16 protein-coding genes are annotated in these 16,566 nt (G+C 46.0%); 7 read left to right on the top strand and 9 right to left on the bottom strand.

The window, feature by feature from the left end; genetic code table 11:
* Positions 1 to 993 precede the first annotated feature (993 nt).
* The 5 genes from ACSAZK_RS15405 to ACSAZK_RS15385 form a co-directional block, all read right to left on the bottom strand.
* Positions 994 to 2,637, bottom strand: coding sequence for an AMP-binding protein (locus ACSAZK_RS15405; protein WP_440954935.1), 1,644 nt, complete (start codon positions 2,635 to 2,637; stop codon positions 994 to 996).
* Positions 2,638 to 2,917: 280 nt separating this feature from the next.
* Entirely contained in the window at positions 2,918 to 3,355 is a 438-nt protein-coding gene (locus tag ACSAZK_RS15400; protein WP_440954934.1) for an acyl-CoA thioesterase, read from the bottom strand.
* Positions 3,356 to 3,470: 115 nt separating this feature from the next.
* Positions 3,471 to 4,049, bottom strand: a complete 579-nt coding sequence (locus ACSAZK_RS15395) for a helix-turn-helix domain-containing protein (RefSeq protein WP_440954933.1) — start codon at positions 4,047 to 4,049, stop codon at positions 3,471 to 3,473.
* A 456-nt stretch (positions 4,050 to 4,505) separates the two neighbouring features.
* A complete protein-coding gene (locus ACSAZK_RS15390; protein ID WP_440954932.1) occupies positions 4,506 to 5,363 on the bottom strand; it encodes a nitrilase-related carbon-nitrogen hydrolase in 858 nt (285 codons plus the stop codon).
* Between the two features lie 90 nt (positions 5,364 to 5,453).
* Entirely contained in the window at positions 5,454 to 6,107 is a 654-nt protein-coding gene (locus tag ACSAZK_RS15385) for a hypothetical protein (protein WP_440954931.1), read from the bottom strand.
* 706 nt (positions 6,108 to 6,813) lie between these two features.
* Between ACSAZK_RS15385 and ACSAZK_RS15380 the strand changes: the two genes are divergently transcribed.
* The 5 genes from ACSAZK_RS15380 (at position 6,814) to ACSAZK_RS15360 (ending at position 10,877) form a co-directional block, all read left to right on the top strand.
* Entirely contained in the window at positions 6,814 to 7,311 is a 498-nt protein-coding gene (locus ACSAZK_RS15380) for a pyruvoyl-dependent arginine decarboxylase (protein WP_440954930.1), read from the top strand.
* A 342-nt stretch (positions 7,312 to 7,653) separates the two neighbouring features.
* On the top strand, positions 7,654 to 8,691 hold the full coding sequence (locus tag ACSAZK_RS15375) for a deoxyhypusine synthase (RefSeq protein WP_440954929.1): 1,038 nt from the start codon (positions 7,654 to 7,656) through the stop codon (positions 8,689 to 8,691).
* Between the two features lie 65 nt (positions 8,692 to 8,756).
* Positions 8,757 to 9,278 carry an ArsR family transcriptional regulator gene (locus ACSAZK_RS15370; RefSeq protein ID WP_440954928.1) on the top strand — a complete coding sequence of 174 codons (522 nt, stop codon included), beginning with the start codon at positions 8,757 to 8,759 and terminating at the stop codon, positions 9,276 to 9,278.
* Positions 9,278 to 10,069 carry a DUF7839 domain-containing protein gene (locus ACSAZK_RS15365; RefSeq protein ID WP_440957042.1) on the top strand — a complete coding sequence of 264 codons (792 nt, stop codon included), beginning with the start codon at positions 9,278 to 9,280 and terminating at the stop codon, positions 10,067 to 10,069. Before ACSAZK_RS15370 ends, ACSAZK_RS15365 begins: the two co-directional genes overlap by 1 nt.
* Before the next feature lie 256 nt (positions 10,070 to 10,325).
* Positions 10,326 to 10,877, top strand: coding sequence for a metallophosphoesterase (locus tag ACSAZK_RS15360; protein WP_440954927.1), 552 nt, complete (start codon positions 10,326 to 10,328; stop codon positions 10,875 to 10,877).
* A 254-nt stretch (positions 10,878 to 11,131) separates the two neighbouring features.
* Here the strand turns inward: ACSAZK_RS15360 and ACSAZK_RS15355 are convergent, their stop codons facing one another.
* Positions 11,132 to 11,353 carry a hypothetical protein gene (locus ACSAZK_RS15355; RefSeq protein ID WP_048183505.1) on the bottom strand — a complete coding sequence of 74 codons (222 nt, stop codon included), beginning with the start codon at positions 11,351 to 11,353 and terminating at the stop codon, positions 11,132 to 11,134.
* Between the two features lie 11 nt (positions 11,354 to 11,364).
* Here ACSAZK_RS15355 and ACSAZK_RS15350 point away from each other — a divergent pair, with 11 nt between their 5' ends.
* The gene (locus ACSAZK_RS15350; RefSeq protein ID WP_440954926.1) at positions 11,365 to 11,547 is read left to right on the top strand and encodes a hypothetical protein; all 183 of its coding nucleotides are present in this window, start codon (positions 11,365 to 11,367) and stop codon (positions 11,545 to 11,547) included.
* 28 nt (positions 11,548 to 11,575) lie between these two features.
* Here ACSAZK_RS15350 and ACSAZK_RS15345 read toward each other — a convergent pair whose 3' ends face one another.
* The 3 genes from ACSAZK_RS15345 to ACSAZK_RS15335 all read right to left on the bottom strand — a co-directional run bounded on the left by ACSAZK_RS15345 (position 11,576) and on the right by ACSAZK_RS15335 (position 15,591).
* Positions 11,576 to 12,145: an RPA family protein gene (locus tag ACSAZK_RS15345; protein WP_048179770.1), complete on the bottom strand. Its 570-nt coding sequence runs from the start codon at positions 12,143 to 12,145 to the stop codon at positions 11,576 to 11,578.
* A 1-nt stretch (position 12,146) separates the two neighbouring features.
* Positions 12,147 to 13,403, bottom strand: coding sequence for a replication protein A (locus ACSAZK_RS15340; RefSeq protein ID WP_440954925.1), 1,257 nt, complete (start codon positions 13,401 to 13,403; stop codon positions 12,147 to 12,149).
* A 349-nt stretch (positions 13,404 to 13,752) separates the two neighbouring features.
* The gene (locus ACSAZK_RS15335; protein ID WP_048179776.1) at positions 13,753 to 15,591 is read right to left on the bottom strand and encodes a cation:proton antiporter domain-containing protein; all 1,839 of its coding nucleotides are present in this window, start codon (positions 15,589 to 15,591) and stop codon (positions 13,753 to 13,755) included.
* A gap of 476 nt (positions 15,592 to 16,067) precedes the next feature.
* Between ACSAZK_RS15335 and ACSAZK_RS15330 the strand changes: the two genes are divergently transcribed.
* Entirely contained in the window at positions 16,068 to 16,352 is a 285-nt protein-coding gene (locus ACSAZK_RS15330; RefSeq protein ID WP_048179779.1) for a DUF427 domain-containing protein, read from the top strand.
* Positions 16,353 to 16,566 lie beyond the last annotated feature (214 nt).

The following is a 16,566-nucleotide window of genomic DNA, read 5'->3' as shown; positions in this document are numbered from 1 at the left end:
AATTTTTTAAAGTCGCCGAGATTACTACTTCACTAAATAATTTAACGCCTTAGAAATTTATAACCATTTGAAAATTTGGCATTTTATTAAAACCTGCATTGAAATCTGATTTATAATTATTATATTGTGTAGCCTTTATCTAAATATTGAAACTTTTGAAGATTATTCGAATACAATTTAAAGCATTTTGAACATCAAATAAAAATCCATAATTCCAATAAATAAGCAAATTGAAGAATCTTTGGAAAAAGGAAGAATCTGAAAACCAAGAAAGCAGTATAAAAAACTTAAACCCACATAATATTGAAACAGTGACGGAAAATATATATAAAAGCAACTGAAAGGAGTTAGTGTTCATCTATGATGGACGTTACAGGGGTTCGGGGAACAGATCAGAAAAGTAATTTGAACATAAAGCAATTATTCTAAAGTAATTACTCCTTGTTTCCTTGTTATATACTGCTTAAAAACACCAGGTTTAGGATTGATTGAGAGCCCTTTTTGGCCCTGGGCCCTCAATCGATGAAACCCCCCAACTCAAACAACTCAAAGAATACTCCCACATATTCTTTGAGATACTTATCTTTGAGTTTTTGAAGTACTTCTGTACTTCTTCTACAACTACACTCCTTTCAATGTTGAAATTGTATATATAATAAATTATGTCGATTTTTTAATACCCATCCAGAATTTAATGTCCCCTTAATATTTAACCCCGCTTAAAGATTTGAAATTGCTTAAATATTCATAGATGCCCCTAGAAATAGATAGCTTTAAATTTTGGTTTTAAGGCAAAGAATTTAATGCGGAACAAATTTTTAACGGCTTTAAACTCCAGAGGTTTCACTTGCCCTGTGTCTGCCCGACCTGAGAGCCTGCTTGTCCTGGGTCCCACACTTTGAAAAAAGGAAAAAATTAAAAAAGCAGCCGACTTTTTAGCCGACTGTTAGATAGGGTTTTCTGACAGATGTTCCAGGAGAATTCCAGACAGAATCATTTCTTACTCTTTTCAGAAAGTCCCACTGCCAGATCCCTGAGCCTGTACTTCTGAATCTTGCCGCTTGCGGTAAGGGGATACTCATCAACAATGAAAATGTGTTTCGGGACTTTATACCGGGCAATCTTGCTTATGGCATAGTCCCGGATGTCCTCTTCAGCAAGATCCACGCCTTCCTCGAGGATCACGAAAGCACCTACGATTTCCCCGTATTTCTCGTCCGGGATTCCCACCACCTGAGCGTCTCTGATGCCGGGCATGGCGTGCAGGAACTCTTCGATTTCCCGGGGGTAGATGTTTTCCCCACCCCGGATAATCATATCCTTGATGCGGCCTGTTATCCGGTAGTACCCGTTTTCATCACAGGTCCCGAGGTCTCCGCTGTGCAACCAGCCCCGCTCGTCGATTGCCTGCTTTGTGGCTTCCGGCATCTTATAATAGCCTTTCATCACATTATAGCCACGACAGCAGAGCTCTCCCACGGTGTCCGGGGGAAGAATTTCTCCCGTATCGGGGTCCATGACACAGACTTCCACACCCGGAAAGGACTTGCCTACAGTCTCCACCCTGAGCTCCAGGGGGTCGTCAACCGTGGTCTGGGTCATACCCGGAGAAGCTTCTGTTAGCCCGTAAACACTGGTAATCTGGTAGCAGTGCATGTCATCGACCACCTTCTTCATGGCCTCCACCGGACAGGTCGAACCTGCCATAATCCCCGTCCTGAGAGAACTCATGTCGAACATGTCAAACATGGGATGGGTGTACTCGGCAATGAACATTGTCGGGACCCCGTAAAGCGCCGTACACTTCTCCTTCTGGACCGCAGCCAGCACCAGCAAGGGGTCGAAAATTTCCAGCATCACCAGGGTTGCCCTGTGGGTCAGGATCGCCATTACCCCGAGCACGATCCCGAAGCAGTGGAAGAGGGGCACGGGCAGGCAGAGCCGGTCCTCGTGGGTGAACTTCTGCCGGTCCCCGATGGAAAGCCCGTTGTTCAGGATGTTTTTGTGAGTGAGCATGACCCCCTTTGGAAAACCGGTTGTTCCTGAGGTATACTGCATGTTGACCACGTCATCGGAGCGAACGGTCCCCATGATTTCCCGAAGCTCATCGTCCGGGGAGTGGCTGCCAAGGAGCATCAACTCGTTGGTGTTGTACATGCCCCTGTGCTTTTCCTGCCCGACATAAATGATACTCTTCAGGTGGGGGAAATCCTTGCTCCTCAGGCGTCCCCTTTCGGATTTCCTGAGTTCCGGGATCAGCTCGTATATGACCTGCAGGTAGTCGACATCCCTGAAGCGGTCGATAATAGCCAGGGCTTTCATGTCCGACTGCTTGAGGACGTATTCCACCTCATGGCTCCTATAGGAGGTGTTTACCGTAACAAGCACGGCCCCGATTTTTGCGGTTGCAAACATGAAAGTCAGCCAGTCAGGGACATTCCTCGCCCAGATCCCTACATGGTCACCTTTCGTTATCCCGATTGCAAGCAGCCCCTTTGCCAGGTCATTAACCCGCTCGTTGAACTGCCCGTAAGTAAAGCGTAGGTCCCGGTCCGGGTAGACCATAAATTCATGGTCCGGATCCAGTGCCACCTGTTTTTCAAAGTACTCCCCTATAGTATCTTCAATAAGCTGCATGGTTTCAGCCTCTCAATTGTATATATGCGTCTCAAAACTGCGAATCGTAAAAAGTATTCAGTCTATCATTAGAATACCTTGCGCACTGCAAAACCTCGAGGATTACACCTGATTCCGGTTCTGAGCCTGAGTTTAAGTTGAGTTCGGGCATATAAGTCAGGCCTGAAATCAAGCCCGAGTCTTGGCCAAAGTTCGAACATGATTCATGGTGAAATCAACCCTGAAATTAAACCCTGGTATAAACCCGAGTATGAGCCCGATTTCGGATTCAGGATCAGGCTTAAGCTTCTAAACCTGGAGATTCCGCACTCTCTACCACCGAAGGGAGCATATGATCTTTCAGCATCTTCCGGACAGGGTCTGGAAGTGGAAGAGCTTTCTGGAGCTTGAAGTCGTAATAGACAAGCACTGCCTGTCCCCTGACTTTTAGTTCCCCTTCCTGCCAGGCTTCATGCCCTACGGTAAAAGAACTGTTCCCGATCTTTTCAATAAAGGTCCTGATCTCCACATCGGACCTGAAATACATCTGGGAGAGAAAATCAAACTCGGTCCTGACAAGAATCAAATGCCATACTTCAGGGGTCAGGTCGAGGTCCGGGCTAAAAAGCCGGAATATGGAATTCCTTCCTATTTCAAACCAGACAGGAAGGACAGTGTTATTCACGTGCCCGAGCCCGTCGATATCTCCGAAACGTGGAGCAACCATTGTTTTGAACATGCAAATTCCTTGAGACTTTCAGACTCTTGGGGTTATATCTAATTAGATCCCCGAGATTTTTTGGTATATTTTCCGCAACTGTACTTATCCTGTATCTTAAACCTTTTTTAGGCCCTCAGAGAGGGGCGTAAACGACGGCCAGGATTTTTGCATCCCCACTTCCGACTGCGTGGACGTCGTGCGGGACGATTGAGTCGTAGTAGATGCTATCTCCTGCACTCAGCCTGTGGACGTCTTTCCCGTAGAAGATCTCGATTTCCCCGGCAAGGACATAGATAAACTCTTCACCTTCATGGGATGAGAGCTTGTGGCTTTCTTCAGGGGAAGGGTGGATGTCAATGATGAACGGCTCCATATGGCGGTCTGACTTATCCGAAGCAAGAGAGTAGAACTCCAGAGCGCTCTTTTTAGGCTGTTCGGTCTTTCCCGAGAATCTGACCACGTTTTCGGAGAGCCCTGCCCTGACTACCACAGGCCCACTCTGAGGCATGTCATCCAGAAAAGTACCAAGGCGGACGCCTAAAGCCCGGGCAATCTTTAAAAGAGGCGTTAAGGACGGAACCAGGGCTCCGTTTTCTAACTGCTGGATTAATTCCACGCTGCTCTGGCTTGCTTCAGCCAGTTCTTCAACGGTCATTTCCTGGGCTTCTCTAAGCTGGCGGATCTTACTTCCGACACGGTTCTCATCTGACATTATGCTGTTCCTCATCTGTGTTTTAAGGTAGCGGACCCGGCGTAAAAATAAAACTGGAAATCCGTAGATTGCCGATAAGGCGTATCTCTTTTTGCCAGCATCTATTATAAAAATTATACGTTCAGGTGCGTTATTAATCAGTGGCTGAAACGTAAGGATGTAAAAAAAGAAAAAGGGGAAGGGTTTTGGTCACCAATTTGTATTTGAGTAAGATTTTGACACTATTTTATACATTAAGAAAAAGCCATTTCCTGCGGAACCGGGAGTGGACATGAGACCCGGAAGTGGACAAGGGGCCCGGGGGTGGACATGGGACCTAGAAGTGAACAAGGGGCATGAACTACGAAACAAAAACCCCTGGCAAGATCAAAAAGCAAAAAAAATGTACGGGTTTAAAGCCCAAACATGCGAAAATCCGGATCTCAGATATTATAAAAAGGAATTTCAGATAGTAAATCAATAAAGCTCAGTTCTCCGGTCTTCAAAAGCAGGAATCGCCCCCCTTACATCTTCTTTGTGCTTAAGATCGAGCTCTGAGATTATTATGCATTCCTTATGCCCGGCGTTGGCTTTCACCTCCCCCCAGGCATCAATGATCATTGATCCTCCGAAATAGCTGGCATCAGGTGCTTTTCCGGTACGGTTGCAGGCTATGTGGGGGAGCTGGTTTTCGATTGCGCGGGCTTTCACAAGGGTCTTCCAGTGCTCCGAGCGAGGGTTGGGAAAAGCGGCGGTGGTGATAAGGAGGTCGGAGCCGGCAAGAGTAAGTTTTCTCGCAACTTCGGGGAAGCGCAGTTCATAGCAGATCTCAAAACCGATTTTCAGGTTATGTTTTTTCAGGAATATGGGTTCTATCGAGTCACCCTTAGAGAAGTAAATGTTTTCGCTTTTGAAAGGATGGGTTTTCCGGTAGGTGCCCACAAGCTTCCCGGACTCAAGGCAGAAGCCCATGTTGTAGTAGAGGGCGGAATTTTCATTGACGTTAGCACCCTTTAAACCAATTTCCGGAGAAGACTTTTCTGAAGCAGTTTTTTCGGCAGTGAATCTTTCTGCAGAGACTTTTTCGATTACCGAACCTACAAGAATGCAGTCATGAGTTTCGGAAAAACAGGATAGGTCGTCGAGGGTCGGACCAGGGAAGCTTTCTGCAACCCGGTCAAATTTTTCATAACAAAAACCCGTAGAAAAGACCTCAGGAAGCACGATAAGTTCGGCTCCATTTTCTGCGGCTTCCACAGCCATGGAGAGAGCTTTATTAAGATTTTTTTGCTTCATGCACTGCTGCACGTCCATCTGGACGCAGGCTACTTTCATGGTAAGAACACCGTCAGCTTTGATTAATATTTAGCCAGTTAACGCCAAAACTTAAAAAATAATTTGACATTCAAAGAAAAAAACTGATTTTCAGGGAAGGAGGGTTGTTTGTTTGCTCTTCGCAACAAGGCCATCAAGGTCGATCCTGTGCTTAATTATCCCGGCAAGCACTTCGTTTGCAAACCTGGAAATCTCTTCACTGTTTACCCGAATTTCGTAGGCAGGGTCGTCAGGAGGGATTTCTATCCGCGTCACCTCGGAGCGATATTTTTTCAGGTGCGTGGCGAAGGCTTCACTTACAACACCGGACTTTTCACAATACTGATCGAGGTGTTTGCTGGTAATCCCGACAAGCTTCAGCTCCTTGCGAAAGCAGGGTCTTTCGAACAACTTTGAGATTACATGCACACCGACGGGAATCCGGAGGTCCAGGTCGATTTTAAGGAGCTGAGTCCTTATAAGGAAGTAAATGTTTTCAGAGTTTTCGGAAACCCCTGAAGTCCCGGCAGCCGCGAGCTCTGCAGATTGGGAGTCCACGAATGATTCGGGCATGGCATAGATTTTGGAAGGGGGGACCTCTATTTCCTGCAGAATTTCCAGGTCCCTGAGCGCCCTCAGGTAGCCGGTTAGGATCAGGCGGTGTTCGTCCACACCTTCGGCTTTCAGTTCCCTGGTAAGCCCGCTTATCGAGAGCTGTTTGTCAACCAGCAATTCAAGAATTTTAAGGTTAAGCTTTTCTATCATTTAAACCGACATAAAGGTCAATTAACAATAATCAGATATCAGATAAGATAAAAGGCATTCCCAATAAGGGTATTCCGCCCGAAAGCTTTTTTCTCTGCAAATGCCTCCACAGCCGGGAGCATACGGAAAAGATTCCCTTTTGATATAAAGACCAGGAAGGCCAGTTACAAGCCGCTTTTAATTGCCTCTCGAAAATATGAGAAACTGCAGAGAGTGAACACAGTAACGATTTAATTCTTCTACAGGATATAAAGTTTGTGAGGGATCATGAAAAAAAAGAGAAAGAAAAGGGGAGAAGAAGAAGAAGAAGAGAAGTAGGGAAGTAGAGAAGTAGGGAAGTAGGGAAGTAGGGAAGTAGGGAAGTAGGGAAGTAGAGAAGTAGGGAAGTAGAGAAGTAGGGAAGTAGAGATAAAGGAGAAAGAGCAGGAACCCAGGAGACAGAAAAAAAATCAGTAGATTAGATATATTAAAAAGTTAATAAAAATTTAAATCAAGCATATATAAAAAAATGTGCATTAAAAGAGTTTTTTTGGATAAAAAGACATTAAAAATACAACAATATGAAATATAAATAGTTTATAACCATTATTTACCAGGATAAACAATAATTGACTCTTTTTTTGCGCCAATATCTAAGGGCAATGCTTAAAAATAATAATTGCTATCTGAACTCAGTTTAAATTGACTATTTTTCAAGGATGTAAAAATGATCACGAAATTAATTCCCAGGAAGGTATTTTTTACAAGTGGAGTGGGTACCCACCCCGAGCACTTAGAATCATTTGAAGTTGCGCTCCGAGATGCAGGTATTGAGACTTTTAACCTCGTGACCGTAAGTTCGATCTTGCCCCCAAAATGTGAAATTGTATCCAGGGAAGAAGGTTTGAAAGAGTTAAGTCCGGGAGAAGTCGTATTTTGCGTAATGTCCAGAATCTCTTCAAACGAACCGAGAAGGATGCTCAGTACTTCTGTCGGATGCGCTCTTCCACAAGACATAAATAAGCATGGTTATATTTCAGAATACCACGCTTATGGAGAAACTGCAAAAGACGTAGGGGAACATGCTATAAAGCTTGCAAAAAGCATGTACAGTACCTGGACCAATGAGATACCCCTCAAGACTTTCAGCATTCCCGACTCGTCCGTTGTCGGGGAGAACGGAGATTGGATGACTGTAATCTCTGTAGCGGTTTTTGTAATCTAATAGGATCTGTTATCAAACATAGGACCTGTTGTCAAAAGGGGCCCCGTATTCGGCAGACAAATCCCTTTTCCAGGGATTTCATGCTTTTGAAGTCCTGTCGGGACGGCAGGTCTGAACCGAGGGTCAGCATATATTAATATTTAATAAATAATATACAAACTCATGAGCTAATAGTACCCCCAATCCTGTTGCTGAACACATACAGATCCGGAAACTGTTATCATTCAGAAGAGACTATTATATGAGATCTTATTAGTCGCTTTATAGGAGACCCTACTGCCTCCCAAAAAGAAGAACTATTAACCCCAATTCATCAATCAACTATTCATTGCGGAGAGTGGCATGCATCACAATGTATTTACCAACACCCCAACCGTTCCAATAGATGTAAAGGACCGGTCCGTAAGCGATGTACTGGACGGGATGCTCAGAACCGGCTTCCAGGGTCGAAAACTGGCTGAATCAGTCCAGGCCTGGCACAACATGCTCAAAGAAGAGAACATGACAGTCCTCATGGGCTTATCCGGAGCCATGGTCCCTGCAGGCATGCGCAGGGTCATCTCCTACATGATCCGGGAAAGAATGATCGACTGCCTGGTAAGTACCGGGGCAAACCTGTTCCACGACTGCCACGAAGCCCTTGGCAGGAAACACTACGTGGGTTCACATCTGGCAAATGACGAAAAACTTTTCGAACATGGTGTGGACCGGATCTACGACGTTTTTGCAGTTGAAGACGAGTTCAGGGTAGCTGACAACCTTATCGCGGACTTTGCAGAGGAAATCGGAGAGATGTCCTGTTCGTCAAGGGAGTTCATGTACCTGCTCGGAAAGGAACTGGCAAAGCGCGGAGCCCCCGAAGACTCGATAGTCGTAAGTGCATACAGGCACAATATCCCGATCTTTGTCCCGGCAATCTCGGACAGTTCCATTGGAATCGGGCTCACAATTGCAAGGAGAAGAGGAATAAAAATCGAAATTGACCAGATAAAAGATGTGGATGAAATCACGGAAATTGTGGAAAAATCCAGGAAAACCGGCGTAGTCTACGTTGGCGGCGGAGTCCCCAAGAATTTCATCCAGCAAACGGAAGTAATCGCGTCCATCCTGGGAAACGATGTAGGAGGGCATGATTATGCAATCCAGTACACATCGGATTCTCCCCACTGGGGAGGACTCTCAGGCTGTACTTTTGACGAAGCAGTTTCCTGGGGGAAAATAGCAGCCCAGGCAAAAAAAGTACAGGTCTTTGTGGATGCGACCATTGCTCTTCCCATAGTTGTCCATGCCCTGCATGAGAAATGCCGCGGAATGAAGCGTTCAGCCCCCATTTTCAAGTGGGAAGGAACGGAAGAGCTTGAAATCGGATTTGAGGACTAATCACCCTCACAAATATTTATTATATTTGAAAGCTTATAGTGTAAGGCGAGAAGGAGAGGAAATAAATGGGTAAACGAACTCGAATAATCAACGATCCTTCCTATTTAGTACCATTACTCAGGACTTTCGGGTCCCGAACTCACAAAAAAGTTTTTGATGCACTTTTGAGCAAATGGATGACAAAAACCGAACTTGATGAGTTTATGGGCACTGACTCGGGAAGAAGTCTTCAGATTCTGAAAAAAGCCGGACTTCTTGAGAGCCAGTGGAGAGTTCCCGAAGCGGGGCAGAAGCCCTCAAAAGAGTTCCATACATCTTATTCAAAAGTACAGGTAAATTTCCAGTGTTCTTTTGAAGATTTGAGCGATATAATCATGCTGACCTTTAAACCCTATGAAGAGGTCAAGGACGCAATCGAAGAACTGGAAAGACTGGTCGGAGAAGGCAATAATTCAATGAGCAACCTGACCCGGACCCTTAACAAGAACCCATTTTACATCTGTTCCGTTGCCCGCAGGTCTGAACACCTTTCGGTTATGGGACAAAGATTAAAACTAATCGAAGGAAACGAGGAGAATTACGATTGATGATTAAAATCCTCCAGACAAAGAGCGGAGTCACGAAGTTCCAGGTCCTGATCGAGGTCGCAGCCCACCAGCCGAATGTGAGGCAAAAGGAAATCGCTGCCAAGATAGGGATAACCCCCCAGGCAGTTTCCGAATACATCAAAGAGCTGGTTGCTGACGGACTGATCGTCACCGAAGGACGGGTGAGGTATAGGATTACAAAAGAAGGCGTTGAATGGGTCCTTGAAAACGCCGGAGAACTTAAACGCTACGCCCGCTTTGTCATGGAGGATATCATCAGCCATGTCTCAACCTGGACAGCCATCTCAAGGGAAGAACTCAAGGAAGGCCAGGAGGTCTACCTGAAAATGGAAGGTGGACTCCTGTATGTCAGTAGTACTGGGAAGACAGGAGCGGTCGGAACCGTCATTTCCAATGCAGACGTCGGGGAAGACGTTGGAGTCACCAACCTCAGAGGCCTCATCGACCTGGAAACCGCAAGCATTACGGTCTGCAAGGTCCCCAGGGTAGAGAGAGGGGGTTCAAGAAACGTGGACATCGAACGTTTGAAGATGCTCGCAGCTTCAAAACCGTATATATCAGCCATTGGAGTAGAAGCCCTGATAGCTCTTCGCAAGATAGGGGTAACCCCGAACGTCATGTTCGGCACCAGCGAATCCGTAATAGAGGCAGCATATCATGGGCTTTCTTCTCTTGTCGTATCCGTCGACGAACAGGTTGCGGCGCTCCTCAACCGGCTCGAGACCGAAAACCTTGAATATGAACTCGTTGACCTGACCCTTGAATCTTAAATAAGTTCCCGGGAAATTCCCGGCTATTTTTTATTTCCACAGGTTCAACCCGGAAAACGGTTTTAATCCGGATCAGTCAGGCACCTGAGGCTGTTACTTAATGATATCAGGGTCTCGTGCCAATTCCATGTTGCACGTTTTTATCTTTTGTATGCCTAATCTGAAGGGCAGATTTTGTACAATCAATGCTTTATCCCACAGTATGGAGTTAAGTTCCAGGGAGTTAAAAAGTAAAGAGCTAGAAAGAGGTCTTCTAATGAAACTTATCGTACTCTCCGACACCCACATGAAAAACGGTAATATCCCTCCGCAACTTCAAACCATTCTCGCTAACTGCGACCTGATCGTCCACGCAGGCGATTTCAGTTCTCTCGAAGCTTACGAAGCTTTCAAAGCTACAGGGAAACTTAAAGCAGTTTTCGGAAATACGGACCCCTTTGAACTGAGGCAGCGCCTACCCGAAAGGCTGAAATTCGAAGTTGAGGGGGTAAAAATCGGAGTCGTGCATGAAGGAGGGCTCTCCATAACGGACACTACTGCCCAGGGCTACCTCGCAAGGGAAATGGGCGTGGACGTTTTGATTTTCGGACACCTGCACCGCCCCCTGATAGAGAAAAAAGAAGTAATGCTGATCTGCCCGGGCTCGCCTACCAAACCCAGGATGTCAAGGCCCAGCGTAGTGGAACTGCTAATCGAAAAAGGATCCGTAACCGGCAGGATCATTTCCCTCGAAGGAGACATCTGCGGGTTCATGAAGTTTAAGGATACCCTCAAGGGACTTGAAAAAGGCAAAAAAGGTACACCCTGAACTTATACTGATGAGCCTGAAGGAAAAGAAAACATGCCGAAAAGAACTAATTCAAATTAAGGCACATATTGATAGCCCGGACTACACTTCCGGAACAATGCCTTCAAAGAACTGATTTTACCGAGCTTTTTTACCGGAAACAGCCATGACCCGGCATCTGGAGTCTCTGAGACACCTATGCCCCTGCTACCCCTTTATCCGCTTCATTAGTTCATGCGGCTCATATTGTCTTGCGGCTCATATTGTCGTGAAGTTCACATAGTTTCCAGTTTGAACATAGCACCCGTACCATGAAGGCTAAGGTACACCTTGTCCCCAAGCTCCAGGACCTGATCGAGGCTTGCGATGCCGTTCCACTGGAATTCAAAGTCGTAACTGCCCTTGGTGAGTTCAAAACCGAGAGACATAAGTCTCCTGTTGACCTCGGAAGGACGTTCACCTTCACTGTTGAACCAGACCAGAAGATAAGTTTTCACAGGATCATCTCGTGATGCTTTTTATTCATAAGCATGCTTCTTTTGTTTATCAAGATTTTGCCTTTAACCTTATTAGCAAACGAAAGAAAAGAAAAGAAAAAACAGAGAAAAGAAAAGAAAAGAAAAAACAGAGAAAAGGAAAAACAGAGAAAAGGAAAAACAGAGAAAAGGAAAAACAGAGAAAAGGAAAATAAATCTCCTGTTCTCCGGAAAGGTTTTCAATCACACATTTTCCCTTAGGGACTCAAGTGTTTTCTTAACTATAGAACGGTAAAAAGCCGTATCCGTTGCATAGTGTTCCTTTGCAAGTTTTGCGTTTGGGTCTTCTTCCGTCTCAAAGCCCTTGATCCGTTCAAGAGTCTCTTTTGCCGTATCGAGCACCCAGAGGTCCCGGGTCAGTTCGTCCACCTGCTGGATAGATTCGGGACGGATTGAAGTTAAGACATTTCCGTCATCTGTGGTGTAGGTACTGGCCTTCCCCACCACCGCCACAAAAGCAGGAAGTTCGCACTCCGACAGGAACTGTGCGGGTTCGGGCTGGTACTGCCCTGCGTAGACAAGGAAAGAGCCCGTCGGGTCCGATACCCTGCCTCTCCAGTACTCGGAGTCCGTACCGATGTCCTCTTTTTCGATAAGGGTGCCCACAAGAAAGATGCGGTTCACTTTTGCCCCGGTAGGGGTCAGGAGATACTGCGGAGCGTACTGGTCGCTCTCGTCCCTGGAGGTCAGGTTCGAATCCTTCAATTCCTGAGCAAATACTCTACGTGCCACTTCTCTGAAAAAGCCAGCCATTTTACTCCACCTCCAGTTCCGCAAGCATTGCCTCAAGGAGTTCCCTGTCCAGAGAATCCTTCGGTGCAATCGATTCCACAAGGAGGTACCGGTCAAGTTTCGGACCGCTAACTATGTAATACCTTCCTATGAGTTCCTGTTTCAGCCTGTCCAGCACAACCCCCGGATCAAGAGCATCTGCAGCCATGGCAATTGCGCCGTCAAGGGAGATGCCTGCAAGCTCTTCGGTAAGTTCGCGGTTTATCAGGGCATCCTGGGTAGAAGTTCCGGAATCCAGGACCGCCTTGATCCTTAGATCGTATTCCCCCCTCACCTTCCCGTGCTCTGCACAGGCGCCTTTCACAAGAGCCCGCTTGCACTCGGGACAGCGTTTGATCAGCCCTGAGCCGGTCTGGATGTCCACCATTGCTCCGGAGTATGTGAAAGTTGAGGTCCCAACTTCAATATCCTCATCAAGACCTTCAATAGAACTCCCTCGGTTAAGCTGGATCTGAGCTCTGCCGTTCCACTCGCTCACCACCACGTTTTTCAACAGGTAGCTTTTGCCTTCTTCCATGTCCGGAAGTTCGGAACTTGCCCAGTTAGTAAACTTGACAACCCCAGTCTCATCCCCTACAAGCCCGGTCTGCTCTATTGACTCGTGGGAATTTTCCCAGAGCTGCACCACTTTTCCCCTGACCGTAACCCACTGGTTATTTCCCTCAAGGTCGACAATATTCCTGAGTTCGGACTCCCTTTGGCCTGGAGTGAAATCGCCCCCTCCGACTTCCACTGGTTCGGAAAGCTTCTCTGCCGAGCTATTTCGATTGAGCTGGACCTGGAACCTGTCGTTATATTCACCCGTCACCACACTTCGGAAAAGATAGCTTTCCCCTTCTTCGAGGTTAGGGAGTTCAGCGTTTTGCCATTTGGTAAACTTTATGATGCCAGTCTCGTCCCCCAGAAGTCCGACCTGGGAAATAGACTCGTGACTGTTTTCCCAGAGCTGTATGACCTTTGCATTAATGTTTGCCCACTGCCCATTTTCAGAGATATCAGTAATTTTGGTAAGTTGAGGCTCAGCCTGTCTCACATAAAACTCATTTTTAGGAATGGAATATTTCTTCAAGAAATAATTGACAACGCTGCGCTGCGCTTCATTGTCAGGAACTTTGAATTTCGTTATCAGTTCGTCAAGTCTTTCTTCGATGTCCTCAATAGGCACATCGACGCCAAGTTTCAAAAACCTGTCTTTAATTGATTCTGCAATTTGTCTCATAGTTCTACCTCAGGCCTCTTGGTTGTCTTCTTATAGAGAGGCACTTTAAGGTATGCATTTGGAATATTTAAAGCTGTACAAAGCAGGGTGAAAGTGTTCAGTCTTTAATCAGTCTGCTATCCCCCACAGGAAAAAATTCAGGAGAAGAAAATCAGAGTGACTATCCCCTTACGCACATGTTTTTCACACACAGGGAAGAAATCACTCGTCCTTTTTAAGCCTGAATTTATAATGCTAAATTATTTTCGCAGTTTTTTTATTTTCAGAAAGTATATTATAAGGAAGTATATTGTTAGGGACTATTATCAAGGACTATTATCAAAGACTATACCTTGCAAAATATTTAAAATTATTTGTGAAGTATATCAGCAGTTCGCTTGGCTGCATCCCCTTCCCCGATCACGGTTATTATATCTTCATATTCAAGCACAAGACTCCCGTGAGCGATGATGGAATCACTACCCCGCTGCACCATTACAAGGAGGCTCTTTTCAGGGAACTGGATATCTTTGATGGCTTTCCCGACTACTTTGGGGTTAGTGACCTTGACTTCCATCATGTCCCCTTCACCCCCCACCTCGCACATGGAGAAGAGGTGGGGCCGTCCGATCATGTTGTCAAGCACAACTGCCGTTGTCGTGGCCGGACTCATGGCGCGGATGCCCAGATCCCAGAAAGCCTGCAGGTTTTCGATCTCGTTTACCCTGGCTACCAGCTGGTCACCCCTGAATCCGAAAGAAGCTTTTGCAATCTGGCAGAAGAGAAGGTTCGTGTTGTCCTTATTGGTTGTCGCAACCACATATTTGGCATTTTCAATTCCTGCCTTTTTCAGGACATTTACATCCCCGGCATCGCCCTGGACGATCCGGATTCCGAGTTCCATGCACTTCTTGCAGTTATCCTCTGAAATGTCCACAACTACAACATTTTCTCCTCTTCTGTCAAAGCGTTCGGCAAGAATCCTGCCTACCTTTCCTCCACCAATGATAAGGATTTCCATAGGGATTACCTCCAGTATATCTGCCACTTTTTTTGACAGGCTGCCACTCATGAAGACCGTGATGATAACCGTAAGGAAGACAAGCCCCACAAGGGTCTGCCCCCCGGGAATGCCCATCGAATCAAGCTTGATTGCAAAATAAGTCGCAACCGAAGTCGGCACAACGCCCCTGGGCCCAACGAAGGAAATGAAAAGTTTCTCATTCGTGCCGATCCGCGAGTTCCACATTGAAACGAAGACCGCCACCGGGCGGATCAGGAACACGAGAAGCAGCACAAGGGCTATCCCGCTTGCCCCTATCCTCTGGATATCCTCGAATTTTAGCATTGCCGCAAGCAGGATGAAAATCAGGGAGAGCATCACAATCACAATGTCGCTCTTGAATTCCTTGATGGTCTCCTTGTAAGGAAATTCCGAAGTTCCGAGGATGATCCCGAAGACAGCTACAGCCAGAATCCCTGACTCATTGCCAAGGTATTCTGAAAGGACGAAGCAGGCAAACACGGCGGTAAGGGAAACCAGCCTTGCGGTCTGTTTGCTGATCGCCGTCCCCCGGGTAAAGAACCAGCGGAGAGCAAAACCGCTGAAAGAACCCAGAGCAATTCCGATTCCCAACCTGTAAAGGATAAAGACTACCGCATCCGTCCCGGAGAGTTCTGCTGCGACCCATTCGAAGACCATTGCTGCAAGGATCACACTGGCAGCATCATTCAGGACCCCTTCAAGCTCCAGGATCTTGCCGAGCTTGTGGCTGATCTGGATGTTTCTTACAATGGGAGAGATCACTGTCGGCCCTGTTGCCGTTACAAGGGCTCCGAAAAGGGCGGCTAGTTCGAGAGGGATCCCTATCAAAAGGCTGGTCAAAACCGTGGTTCCCAGAAAGGTTACAAGGACTCCGATTGTTGTCAGTTTCAGGACACTTTCCTGAACCATCCTGATATGCTTCAGGTCAATGTGAAGCCCACCGTCAAAAACAATAACGGCTACCGAGATTGCCACGATAGCACTGAGCCCCTCGATGTAGAGGGCAGGATCCAGCAGGTTCAGGACTTCGGGCCCTACGATAATTCCTTCGATCAACAGGAAAATGATAAAAGGAATCCGGAAATAACGGCTGAGTGCCTGTGCGGCAAGGGACATAATAAGCACGGCAACTACCAGCCCAAGTAGAAGTATCGGATCAAGCATGAGATTCCCTGTAATAATGCGTACACTTAATAAAAATCCTTAGTGGACATCCGAGATAAATTGAACGGTAAGACATGTCAAGGTGTTGTTGCCAAAAAACACAAAAATGCTTAGTAATGTATACAGTATCATACAATTGTTTTATATAAATTTGACTCCTGATTGTTAACCTCCTTGAGGACTTACTGCCCGATAACCCCTAATAGATATAAATTGTCATATATAAATTTGACTTATGATCCTCAAACCCCCGGGAACCTGCTGCACGAGTACTTTCATCAAATATAAAATGAGAAAGGAAATCCCAGGAGAAGGAATAGTTTTTTTACAATGCCTGCCAATCTATTTTCAGGGAAGTATTACCGGTTAGGGGAAATGTTACCGGTTCAGGGAAGTATTACCCGAAAATTCTCAATTAAAAAGCCTTTTACCTTGAAATCCGGTTACAAGAAAACCTTTCTTAGGGAGTGAAAGAAATGGCAAAAGCAACATGGAAGGGAAAGGTGCTCGCAGAAAGCGATGAACCTAAAATAATCGAAGGGAACCTCTATTTCCCGCCAGAATCCGTAAACAGAGAATACTTTAAGGAAAGCGAAACCCACACTACCTGCCCCTGGAAAGGGAAAGCAAACTATTATGACGTGGTTGTGGAAGGAGAGGTCAACAAAGCCGCTGCATGGCATTATCCGGACCCAGAACCTGCTGCAAAGGAACTCAAGAATTATGTAGCTTTCTGGAAGGGTGTGGAAGTAGAGGCATAAGTTGCTGAGGCACAAAGAAGAGGTGAAAAATTATTCTGAAAAACTAAACAATAAAAAGACCATTAAATATAAAAATCTAAAACCCGATAAAATCCGATAAAAACAAATTTAAAAAACAAACCTCATCTCTACATCTCATTTATAGGTCTCAAATTTAGATCTCAAATTTAGATCTCATCGCTAAGTTTCATTTTTAGGCATCATCTTTAGGCAT

Source organism: Methanosarcina sediminis (assembly GCF_052056915.1).
Classification (GTDB): domain Archaea; phylum Halobacteriota; class Methanosarcinia; order Methanosarcinales; family Methanosarcinaceae; genus MTP4.
The sequence above is the reverse complement of the archived record's forward strand: the minus strand, read 5'-3'. Positions and strand labels throughout refer to the sequence as shown.

What these genes read in the sequence shown, in the direction of transcription:
- ACSAZK_RS15405 (WP_440954935.1), bottom strand. Translation starts at nt 2,637, where the DNA reads ATGCAGCTTATTGAAGATACTATAGGGGAGTACTTTGAAAAACAGGTG.
- ACSAZK_RS15400 (WP_440954934.1), bottom strand. Translation starts at nt 3,355, where the DNA reads ATGTTCAAAACAATGGTTGCTCCACGTTTCGGAGATATCGACGGGCTC.
- ACSAZK_RS15395 (WP_440954933.1), bottom strand. Translation starts at nt 4,049, where the DNA reads ATGTCAGATGAGAACCGTGTCGGAAGTAAGATCCGCCAGCTTAGAGAA.
- ACSAZK_RS15390 (WP_440954932.1), bottom strand. Translation starts at nt 5,363, where the DNA reads ATGAAAGTAGCCTGCGTCCAGATGGACGTGCAGCAGTGCATGAAGCAA.
- ACSAZK_RS15385 (WP_440954931.1), bottom strand. Translation starts at nt 6,107, where the DNA reads ATGATAGAAAAGCTTAACCTTAAAATTCTTGAATTGCTGGTTGACAAA.
- ACSAZK_RS15380 (WP_440954930.1), top strand. Translation starts at nt 6,814, where the DNA reads ATGATCACGAAATTAATTCCCAGGAAGGTATTTTTTACAAGTGGAGTG.
- ACSAZK_RS15375 (WP_440954929.1), top strand. Translation starts at nt 7,654, where the DNA reads ATGCATCACAATGTATTTACCAACACCCCAACCGTTCCAATAGATGTA.
- ACSAZK_RS15370 (WP_440954928.1), top strand. Translation starts at nt 8,757, where the DNA reads ATGGGTAAACGAACTCGAATAATCAACGATCCTTCCTATTTAGTACCA.
- ACSAZK_RS15365 (WP_440957042.1), top strand. Translation starts at nt 9,278, where the DNA reads ATGATTAAAATCCTCCAGACAAAGAGCGGAGTCACGAAGTTCCAGGTC.
- ACSAZK_RS15360 (WP_440954927.1), top strand. Translation starts at nt 10,326, where the DNA reads ATGAAACTTATCGTACTCTCCGACACCCACATGAAAAACGGTAATATC.
- ACSAZK_RS15345 (WP_048179770.1), bottom strand. Translation starts at nt 12,145, where the DNA reads ATGGCTGGCTTTTTCAGAGAAGTGGCACGTAGAGTATTTGCTCAGGAA.
- ACSAZK_RS15340 (WP_440954925.1), bottom strand. Translation starts at nt 13,403, where the DNA reads ATGAGACAAATTGCAGAATCAATTAAAGACAGGTTTTTGAAACTTGGC.
- ACSAZK_RS15335 (WP_048179776.1), bottom strand. Translation starts at nt 15,591, where the DNA reads ATGCTTGATCCGATACTTCTACTTGGGCTGGTAGTTGCCGTGCTTATT.
- ACSAZK_RS15330 (WP_048179779.1), top strand. Translation starts at nt 16,068, where the DNA reads ATGGCAAAAGCAACATGGAAGGGAAAGGTGCTCGCAGAAAGCGATGAA.